Here is a 9,811-nt window from a genome sequence, read left to right on the forward strand (position 1 = left end):
ATCTGCATATTCGTAAAATATCAGCATTTACAGGCTAATTAACATTTAAGGGGCTGCAGTTCAATAAATTTTGCGAAATTTGAAGGTTAATCGTGCCGTAGGTTCAGATTAGGGATTATTAAAAGTATAAATGAGAAAATTCGGAATAGCCATATTAGGTTTTTTACTGATCGTGTCAGTTTCAAAGGCGCAACGTTCTATGGACAAGATTGCCGGTGTTGTAGGTAGTGGTATTATTTTACAATCAGACATCGAGATGCAATATGCGCAGTACCTTGCGCAGGGCGGGGCACCAAACCCAGCCATTAAATGCCAGGTGATGCAAAATTTATTAACGCAAAAAATATTAGCCCAACAGGCTGTTATTGATAGCGTTACCGTGAAAGAAGATGAAGTTGACAGCGAGATTGACCGTAAGATGCGCAGCATGTTGCAACGCGCAGGCGGGCAAGACAGGCTGGAGCAGTTTTTGGGCCGGTCTGTTATTCAGTATAAAGACGAGATCCGTAATGAGATAAGGGAAAGTATGGTGGCCGACCGCATGCGCGGAAAGATCACCGAAAAAATAAGCGTAACCCCGCAAGAGATCGAAACCTATTACAAGAAGATCCCGAAGGATAGTTTACCGTCATACAACAAAGAAGTAGAGGTTGGCGAAATTGCTTTTAACCCTGTATTAAGTAAGGAAGAGAAGGAACTTTACCGCCAAAAAGCACAGGAATTGCATGACCGGGTTAAAAAAGGAGAAGACTTTGGTACACTGGCCAGATTATACTCACAAGACCCGGGCTCGGCACCTGATGGTGGCGATTTAGGCTTTGCAGATCGCAGCACTTTTGTAAAAGAATTTAGCGCTACGGCATTCAGGCTAAAAGCAGGTGAAATTTCGCCGGTATTTGAAACCGACTTTGGTTTCCACTTTTTACAAGTGATTGAGCGCCGGGGCGAGCAGGTACACGTTCGACATATTTTAATTATGCCGCAAATTACCCAGGCAAGTTTAGATCGTGCTAAACTGAAGGCCGATAGTGTGTACACCCTGCTTACTAAAAACAAACAGGTTGATTTCTCCAGCGCGGCTTCTTATTACTCGGACGATAAAGAAACCAAGTACAACGGCGGTATGATGCTGAATGCAGACAACGTACAAACCCGTACTACATTTATCCCTACTGATAAGCTAGACCCTCAAATTGCGTTGGTAGTTGATACCATGAAGGTTGGTGAAGTTTCTAAACCGGTTTTATATACCGGGCAGGATACCAAAAAAAGCTACAGACTATTAATGCTGAGATCTGTTACAGATGCACATAAGGCTAACATGGCGCAAGATTTACCAAAACTGAAAGATGCTGCTTACAGCGATAAACTTAACCGTACAGTAAGCGCATGGTTTGAGAAAAAGCGTAAACAAACATTTATCCGCGTCGACGCAGAATACCAATCTTGTCCGCAGTTAAAATCATGGGCAGGAGCACCTGCGGTAGCTTCAGCTAAACCTTAATATGCAAGCAGAATACAGATCAGAAGTAGAAGCGGCCGACGCCTTAAAGCGGGCCTATGAACTTACACGTGCCGAAATAGCGAAGGTTATTGTTGGGCAGGATGAAGTTGTTAAATCTGTTTTGATCGCCGTATTCAGCAACGGGCATTGCTTACTGGTTGGCGTACCCGGCCTGGCTAAAACCCTGCTGGTGCAAACCGTGGCACGTGTGCTCGACCTTAATTTTAACCGCATACAGTTTACTCCCGATTTGATGCCGTCTGACATTATCGGCTCGGAAATTTTGGGGGAAGACCGCAATTTTAAATTTATACACGGCCCGGTGTTCTCAAACATTATCCTGGCCGATGAAATAAATCGTACACCGCCTAAAACACAGGCAGCCCTATTGGAAGCCATGCAAGAGAAATCTGTTACGGCATCGGGCGTTACGTATAAACTGGCGCAGCCATTTTTTGTATTGGCTACCCAAAACCCTATTGAGCAAGAAGGAACTTACCCATTGCCCGAAGCGCAGTTAGACAGGTTTATGTTTAACGTGGCGCTCAATTACCCAACCTTTGCCGAAGAATTACAAGTGGTAAAAAACACCACAGGTACCACGGTTGCCGAGGTTAAAAAAATACTGAACGGCGAGCAGATCATATATTTTCAACAACTGGTGCGCAATATCCCCATTACAGACCATGTGTTGGAGTATGCCGTTAGGCTGGCTGCCAAAACCCGCCCGCAAGGCGAACTGGCCACACCACTGGTTAAGCGTTTATTAAACTGGGGAGCCGGCCCGCGTGCATCGCAGTTTTTGGTGTTGGGTGCTAAATGCCATGCTGTTATCAGCGGCAAATACTCGCCCGATATTGAAGATGTACAAGCCGTTGCCAAAGCCATTTTAAGGCACCGCATTGTGCGCAGCTACCAGGCCGAGGCCGAAGGCATGTCGACAGATCGAATTATCGAACAGTTGTTTTAATTAGAGTAAAGACGAAGGATTAAAAGACAAACGATTTATAAGATAAAAAGGGAAAGGCTGTGGTATATAAATACTTACAGCCTTTCCTTTTTTATCTTGATTCTTATCTCTTGATTCTTGACTCTCTTGAAACTATTTCTTCAAGCCTATTTCCCGCAAGCGTTCGTCCAGATATGCGCCGGCAGTGATATCAGTAAATTGTTTTGGATGCGCTGCATCAATGGTTGATGGCAGGCTGCTCAAATCCATTGTAGCCTTTGGGTGCAGAAAAAATGGAACCGAAAAACGCGAAAACTTCATCATTTCGCGCGGCGGGTTTACCACACGGTGCGTAGTTGATTTTAGCTTTCCGTTAGTTAAACGCTGCAACATATCGCCAACATTTACCACCACGTCTTCGCCATGCGCCTTAACCGGGAACCAGGTATTTTCGCGGGTTAATAATTCCAGACCATCTGCACTGGCACCAATCAGCAGGGTAATGAGGTTAATATCTTCGTGGGCACCTGCACGTACGGCATCATCAGGTAATGCATCCGGGTCTTCAATCGGGAAATAGTGCAGGGTGCGCAGTATGGAGTTGCCATTGTGTACATTGGTATCAAAATAATGCTCATCCAAACCTAAATATACAGATATAGCCTGTAACAGGTGTTTGCCCGCTGCTTCAAGCTTTTGGTACACTTCGCCGGTTATAGCGTTAAACTCTACCAGTTCTTCAACATGCACGTTTTCCGGATACTCAAATTTAACGGGGTCGTTATCAGTAACGGTTTGGCCAATTTGCCAAAACTCTTTCAAATCGGGCACTTTAAAGCCTTTGGCTGTTTCTTTACCTTTGCTGGTATAACCACGCTGGCCGGCCAGTTCTGCTATTTCGTACTTTAATTTAACATCCTCGGGCAAGGCAAATAACGCTTTAACCTGCTCATATAATTTATCAATCAGCTCTTTACTAAGGCCGTGGTTGGTAATGGTTACAAAACCGGTTTCGTTAAAAGCCTTACCTATCTCGTCCGAAAAATGCTTACGTTGCCCTTCGGTTCCATGGATATAATCGTTAAGATCGAGTCTTGGGATATTTACTGTGCTCATAGTTATTTGATAACTGATAAAATTATTAATTTATAAACATATTAACACAAACATTCGACCAAAATTTTTTATCTCGAAAGTTTAATGAACTGAGATGATTCAAACAATTTTAAGGATTAAACGCTTGTGACTTATTACAGTCAAATTAAAACAGTTGCACTTATAAACCTTTTGACTTAACAACTAATTAGCTTATGAAACTGCTTAAAAAATATATCTGGCAAAGCTTATTGCTGTTCGCCATTATACTGGCTTTACCAAATAAAGGCCACGCACAGGGAGGCGAAATTTCCTTCCAGACTTTTTACGACGAATTACAGCCCTATGGTACCTGGGTAGAAGACCCTAATTATGGCGATGTATGGGTACCCGATGCTGGCCCCAATTTTAGGCCATACGGCAGCGACGGCCACTGGGTATTAACAGAATATGGCAACACCTGGGTGTCTGATTACGAGTGGGGCTGGGCACCGTTTCACTACGGCCGCTGGCGCTTTGACGAATATTACGGATGGGAATGGATACCCGGTTACGAATGGGGACCAGCCTGGGTTAACTGGCGTAGCGGTGGCGGCTATTATGGATGGGCACCATTAAGCCCCGGGCTTAATGTAAGCGTATCATTTGGCAGTGGCTACGAAGTGCCGGAAAGCTACTGGGTATTTGCAGCAGCCGCTTATATTAACAGCCCACGTATTTATGATTATTATGTACCGCGTACCAGGGTGGTAAATTATATACGCCAAACTACTTATATTAATAACGTATATATTAATAACAACAGCAGGTATTATGCCGGCCCGCGCAGGGATGATATACAGCGTTACACACATAGGGAACCAACCGTTTACCGCATTAATAATGCCGAAAGGCCAGGCAGACCGGGCATAAATAACAATGCCGTTAATATATACAGGCCATCTGTAAGTCATGAAAATACCGCACGCCCAACGCGCGTGGTTGATGGTAATGCCTACCGTAACGCGCACCCTGATGCTACCATAGCACACCGTGGTACCGGCGCAGTTAACCATAATAATGCCGCGCAACTGGCTGCTATAGCCCGTAGTAATGACGCTGCTAACCGTAATGTGGTAAGGGTAAATAACAGGCCTGACCAGCAAGGACAACAAGGCAGACCGAATACGCCGAATCAGCAGGAACAACAAGGTCGCCCAAATATGCCTAATCAGCAAGGCAGACCGAATATGCCTAATCAGCAGGAACAAGGTCGCCCAAATACGTCTAATCAGCAGGAACAACAAGGTCGCCCAAATACGCCTAATCAGCAAGGTCAACAAGGCAGACCGAATACGCCTAATCAGCAGGAACAACAAGGCAGACCTACTCGTCCTGACCGTTCACAGCAAGATCAGCAACAAGAACAACAACGCCAGCAACAGGAAACGCAACGAAATCAGCAGTTGGAACAACAACGCCAACAGAGGGATCAGCAACAACAAACTCAACCTCAGCAGGCACAAGGTCAAGCGCAACGCCAACAACAACAGATGCAGCAACGCCAAGAATATCAGCAGCGCCAACAGCAGCAAGCTCAGCAACAGCAGCAAAACCAGCAGCGTCAACAGCAACAGGCACAGCAGCAGCAAAATCAGCAGCGCCAACAACAGCAGGCGCAGCAGCAGCAGCAAAACCAGCAGCGTCAACAACAGCAGGCGCAGCAGCAGCAGCAAAACCAGCAGCGTCAACAACAACAGGCGCAGCAACAGCAACAAAATCAGCAGCGTCAACAACAACAGGCGCAGCAACAGCAGCAAGCCCAGCAACGTCAACAACAGAACGCTCAGCGTCAGCAGCAGCAACGCCAACAACAGCAGCAGCGCCCGCAAAGGCCGCAACAACAGCAGCCTCAGCAACAACCCGAGCATCAACAATAAGGCTTGCTGTAAAATAAAAAGTAGCACATATCTGTTTAATAGCAGATATGTGCTACTTTTATTTTAAATACTATTGTATCATGCGTAAACTATATGCCGGCCTTTCTATAGCAACATTTATTTTGTTGGCTGTATTATTTTTTTCTTTTAAAAGTAAATCAGTCGCCACGAAGGATACAAAAACCGATACGCAAATCAATTTTATAGAAAATTCGTGGACCGAAGCCCTTAAACAAGCTGCGGCACAACATAAATATATTTTTGTTGATGCCTATGCAACATGGTGCGGCCCCTGTAAAATGCTAAAGAATACTACTTTTAAAAATGCAAAAGCTGCCGAGTTTTTCAACAAAAACTTTGTTAATGTAGCTATTGATATGGAAAAAGGCCAAGGCCCTGCCCTGGCAAGCGAATGGGGTATGCGGGCTTATCCAACCTTAATTATTTTTGATTCGGCCGGTAAGCCGGTACTGGGCACGGTAGGTTATATCGGTTATAGCGATCTGATTAAATTTGGGCAGAAAGCGCTGAGCAAACAATAGCGTTAGCTGTTAATGACTTGCCGAACTGGTATCACGTTTTTTGGCAGCAGTGTCTTTTGGGTTATTTGATGGCCCGCCGAAACTGTTTTTTGGATTGCTATGGCAACAAGTAAATATCCCGGTTACGCTTAAGGCCATTACTAACATTAATAACTTTTTCATACTGATGCTTTATATTGCAGACAAAAGCAACTGGTTTTTGTTTATGAAAAAGCAAGTGCAAACAACTGATTTTAAAACCCATTAGCGTTAAAAACTAAACTTTCTCAATTATTTATTGTTATTAAAATTATGGATCATAATGTTTTTTTATTGGCAACCGACCCCAAGGACCCCTGTAGAGATGTTATTCACTCCCGCGATACGGATCTAAGGGTTAAGGTGTTTTGCGTAAGCAATGAAAATTTTGCGCCCAATAGTAACGAAATTCAACTGTATGGTTATGCAAATGATAAATTGTATGCGTTTGAAACCATTAATATAACACCGGATGATGCCTTGGATGTGGTTGCCGCCATACAATGGTATGCCAACTATGTGCATTACCCCGATATGGAAATTTTGCCCGAAGACCCACGCGAAGGCCATCACATGGCTATGTAATTTCTTTCAAGTAACTGTTTAACAAATAGTTAATAATTTTAATTTTATATAACCTATAACTGCGGCAATACCTTATTCTGCATTAAAAAAAGATCTTGCTCTGTAAAAAGCAGGATCTTTTTTATTTAAGGCTTTTCTTTACAAGCCTGTTATGGTGCTAACTTAGCAGCATGAATAACCTTAAGCAACTGTTGCACCAGCAATGTGCCGACCATATAACCGCGCGCATAAACAATGCACAGCATGCTATTGATGAAGCCCAGCAGGGCCAGCAACAAGAAACCAAAAGCAGTGCCGGTGATAAATACGAAACTGGCCGTGCTATGATGCAGCAAGAAATAAACCGTAGCCTCGGTGCCCTTAACGAAGCTAAAAAATTGATGGTTGCCCTCAATGCTGTAAGCACGGCAGGTTCTGCCCACATTGCCGATGCAGGCAGTATTGTAATTACCAACAAAGGCCGCTTTTACCTGGCCATAAGCGCAGGCACGTTAACCCTTAATGGCGAGAGTTATTTTGCTGTATCAACGGCATCGCCCATTGGCACCAAACTCAGGGGTAAAAAAGCCGGGGATAGTTTTGAAGTTAATGGCATGGGGTATGAAGTTGTTGAAGTGCTGTAGATGTTAACAAAATAGGGTGCTGAACTAGTTTCAGCACCCCGCAGGACAAGTTACAAATGTTGCATATTAAACTAAGCATATGGGATGCTGAAACAAGTTCAGCACCCTTGGTAAAAAAATCAAAGCTAATCATGTTGTTAACCCCTTAAGCGTACATAGTATCTCGTATAAATAATACAAGCAGAATATCACTGCTTGTATTATAAAATGTTTATGCAAAGCCATTCTCGTCTGCGCTTGGTCCGTAACTGCCTGGTATAGGGATATTTAATAGCCTTAAAAAAACACCTAATTGCGCCCTGTGATGCACAATCTGGTTTAGTGAGGTGCGGATCATTTCTCGTTTTTTGGAAGTGAGGTAGATCTGATCGCCAGAACGAAGTACCCAGGGCTGATCCAGTATACCCTCTTCGGCATTAGCCAGGGCTGCTTTACCACTTACAACGCTTTTTTCTAAGTTAGCCAACAACTGGGCGGTGGTATTTAATTGGGGTTCTTCCCAATCGTTATTGGCAAAATCAAGCTCGTTTGTAGTAAGCGCCATCGTAATCCAGTTTGGCAAGTCTGTTATGTGAGTGGCCAACCTTTTAATGGTCATGCTTTTGGGGTGAGGCTGCCAGCCGAATTTATCGTCGGGTACACGCTCCAGCATTTTGCGTGTGGTGGTGGTTTCGTTTTCGAGTTCTTCCGAAAAAATTTCAAGTAGTGACATAGCGGTGTTGTTTTTAGTTTACCTTACAAATAAACCTCACCGTAATGACAGCCCTATGTCAACAACTTTTTACGTTGATAAATTAATTGAAATATTTTCTACCATGCCTTGTATCTTCTGCTTTAGCAAATCGGGCTCTACAATAATGCATTGATCGGCAAAGGTCATATACCAGCGCGCAAAGCCCTCCAGATAGGGTGTCAGAAACTGCATTTCAATTACATCATCCATAATGGTTTCTGATACAAAGCCATTGTAATAACGTTGATCGCCCATGTAGCGTGCAACCTCTTTTTTAACCCGGATAATGATAGAGAACAAATCTGTTTCTTTATATAAAGTCTTTAAATGTTCTTTCAGCGGGGGGTGCATTTTTACAAAATTTTCACCAGTAACAGACAATCGCTCCAACCGGTCGAACCTAAAATCGCGGTAATTATTTCGCAAGCGGCAGTAAGCTATCAGGTGCCAGTGGTTATCCAGGTAAAACACACCAACGGGTTCTACCTCGCGGGTGGTTGATGTTTGTTTGTAAGCCGCAGTGTAGCAAATTGATAATACCTTTTTTTCGGCTATGGCCTGCAATATGGTTTGCAGCGGGTTAATATCATCTTTGATCTGCTGATGGTTGCGCGATCTTAATACTTCAATATGGTTATCAATAATTTCGAGATAGTCTTTATCTACACTTTTTAGCACCGCTTTAATCTTATACATGGCCGAACTATAGCTGGCACCATTGGCGTCGTCTGTTAACTGGGCAACTAACTTTTCGGCCGTTAAAAAAGCCGCAGCTTCATCACGGGTAAACATTACCGGAGGCAGGCGATAACCATCAACCAGTGAGTAACCTATCCCGGCTTCGCCAATAATGGGGATGCCTGCTTCCTCCAAAGTTTTAACATCCCGGTAAACTGTACGCAGACTAATGTTGAACCGGGTGGCTACGTCCTGTGCCTTAACCGTTCGGCGCGATTGTAGCTGGATTAATATAGCAGAGATACGGTCTATTCGGTTCATGATGTTATAGGCTGATGCAGATTGCTAACAAAAATAGCAAAAAGAATTGAAAGATGCCTGAGAAACCCCTCACTTCAGCACTCTCTGGGGGAGAGAGGGAGCCCATATATCCCTTAAAACCTGAACCCTAAATTTATATATGGCAATGAACCGTCTTTAGAGAAGCCCATTACAAACTGTACAATAAGCACACGTGCAGGTATTACAAAAATACCGCCGCCATAGCCATCATGCCATTCGTCAGATTTTTCGCCAGGCACCCATACCCGCCCGATATCATTAAAGCCTAACAAACCAACCGTACCCGGAAACAGGTAAGAGTTAAAGTTGAATAGCCTTAAACGCATTTCTAAATTATTATAAGCCATGGTACGGCCTGTAAAACGGTTGGTGTGGAAACCACGCAAGTTTTGCGGACCGCCTAAACGCATCTGCTGAAAAAATTCGGCATGGCCTAAAATAGTGCCCACGCCAACCCGGCTGGCGATGGTAAGAATAGAATCGCGGTCGGGATTAAAGTAGGCGTTAAACTCAGACAGTACCGAAGCATAGGTATTGTTACTGTTAACAGCACCGGTTAATGCAGTAACTGTGGTATTCCAAAACACCCCGCTGCTTGGGTTGGTAATATTATTGCGCGTATCATACCTTAAACCTGCAATTACACCGGCATATAACCTGGTTTTATATACATCCGCATCGGGGTTTTGCTGGTTATAGGTATCTAAAAAATGGCCGCCATTTTCTGATGCCGAGCTGTAGTAGATCTGGCTGGCTACCCCGCCACTTAATTGCCAGTTATTAACCGTGCGAAACAGGCGGGCATCCAGGTTAATGGTATTGT

11 protein-coding genes are annotated in these 9,811 nt (G+C 44.0%); 6 read left to right on the top strand and 5 right to left on the bottom strand.

The window, feature by feature from the left end:
- The first annotated feature begins 130 nt into the window (after positions 1 to 130).
- On the top strand, positions 131 to 1,504 hold the full coding sequence (locus RG47T_RS18865; protein WP_074491009.1) for a peptidylprolyl isomerase: 1,374 nt from the start codon (positions 131 to 133) through the stop codon (positions 1,502 to 1,504).
- Between the two features lies 1 nt (position 1,505).
- Positions 1,506 to 2,474, top strand: a complete 969-nt coding sequence (locus RG47T_RS18870; protein WP_074491010.1) for an AAA family ATPase — start codon at positions 1,506 to 1,508, stop codon at positions 2,472 to 2,474.
- Between the two features lie 132 nt (positions 2,475 to 2,606).
- Here RG47T_RS18870 and RG47T_RS18875 read toward each other — a convergent pair whose 3' ends face one another.
- Positions 2,607 to 3,569 (bottom strand): isopenicillin N synthase family dioxygenase, encoded by a 963-nt coding sequence (locus RG47T_RS18875; protein WP_074491011.1) that lies wholly within the window; start codon positions 3,567 to 3,569, stop codon positions 2,607 to 2,609.
- A 194-nt stretch (positions 3,570 to 3,763) separates the two neighbouring features.
- Between RG47T_RS18875 and RG47T_RS25820 the strand changes: the two genes are divergently transcribed.
- Positions 3,764 to 5,467, top strand: coding sequence for a DUF6600 domain-containing protein (locus RG47T_RS25820; RefSeq protein WP_139235742.1), 1,704 nt, complete (start codon positions 3,764 to 3,766; stop codon positions 5,465 to 5,467).
- An 80-nt stretch (positions 5,468 to 5,547) separates the two neighbouring features.
- Positions 5,548 to 6,009: a thioredoxin family protein gene (locus tag RG47T_RS18890; protein WP_074491014.1), complete on the top strand. Its 462-nt coding sequence runs from the start codon at positions 5,548 to 5,550 to the stop codon at positions 6,007 to 6,009.
- Between the two features lie 9 nt (positions 6,010 to 6,018).
- Here the strand turns inward: RG47T_RS18890 and RG47T_RS26170 are convergent, their stop codons facing one another.
- Positions 6,019 to 6,171: a hypothetical protein gene (locus RG47T_RS26170; protein WP_171972566.1), complete on the bottom strand. Its 153-nt coding sequence runs from the start codon at positions 6,169 to 6,171 to the stop codon at positions 6,019 to 6,021.
- A gap of 129 nt (positions 6,172 to 6,300) precedes the next feature.
- Between RG47T_RS26170 and RG47T_RS18900 the strand changes: the two genes are divergently transcribed.
- Complete coding sequence (locus RG47T_RS18900) at positions 6,301 to 6,612, top strand: hypothetical protein (RefSeq protein ID WP_074491016.1); 312 nt, start codon at positions 6,301 to 6,303, stop codon at positions 6,610 to 6,612.
- A gap of 170 nt (positions 6,613 to 6,782) precedes the next feature.
- On the top strand, positions 6,783 to 7,235 hold the full coding sequence (locus RG47T_RS18905; RefSeq protein ID WP_074491017.1) for a 3-oxoacyl-ACP synthase: 453 nt from the start codon (positions 6,783 to 6,785) through the stop codon (positions 7,233 to 7,235).
- 211 nt (positions 7,236 to 7,446) lie between these two features.
- Here the strand turns inward: RG47T_RS18905 and RG47T_RS18910 are convergent, their stop codons facing one another.
- The 3 genes from RG47T_RS18910 to RG47T_RS26830 all read right to left on the bottom strand — a co-directional run.
- Complete coding sequence (locus RG47T_RS18910; RefSeq protein WP_074491018.1) at positions 7,447 to 7,947, bottom strand: DinB family protein; 501 nt, start codon at positions 7,945 to 7,947, stop codon at positions 7,447 to 7,449.
- Positions 7,948 to 8,016: 69 nt separating this feature from the next.
- Entirely contained in the window at positions 8,017 to 8,967 is a 951-nt protein-coding gene (locus tag RG47T_RS18915; RefSeq protein WP_074491019.1) for a helix-turn-helix transcriptional regulator, read from the bottom strand.
- Positions 8,968 to 9,080: 113 nt separating this feature from the next.
- A partial coding sequence (locus tag RG47T_RS26830; RefSeq protein ID WP_253187538.1) for a BamA/TamA family outer membrane protein occupies positions 9,081 to 9,811 on the bottom strand: 731 nt, incomplete at its 5' end.

Origin of the sequence: Mucilaginibacter polytrichastri (assembly GCF_001911425.1) — a bacterium.
Classification (GTDB): domain Bacteria; phylum Bacteroidota; class Bacteroidia; order Sphingobacteriales; family Sphingobacteriaceae; genus Mucilaginibacter; species Mucilaginibacter polytrichastri.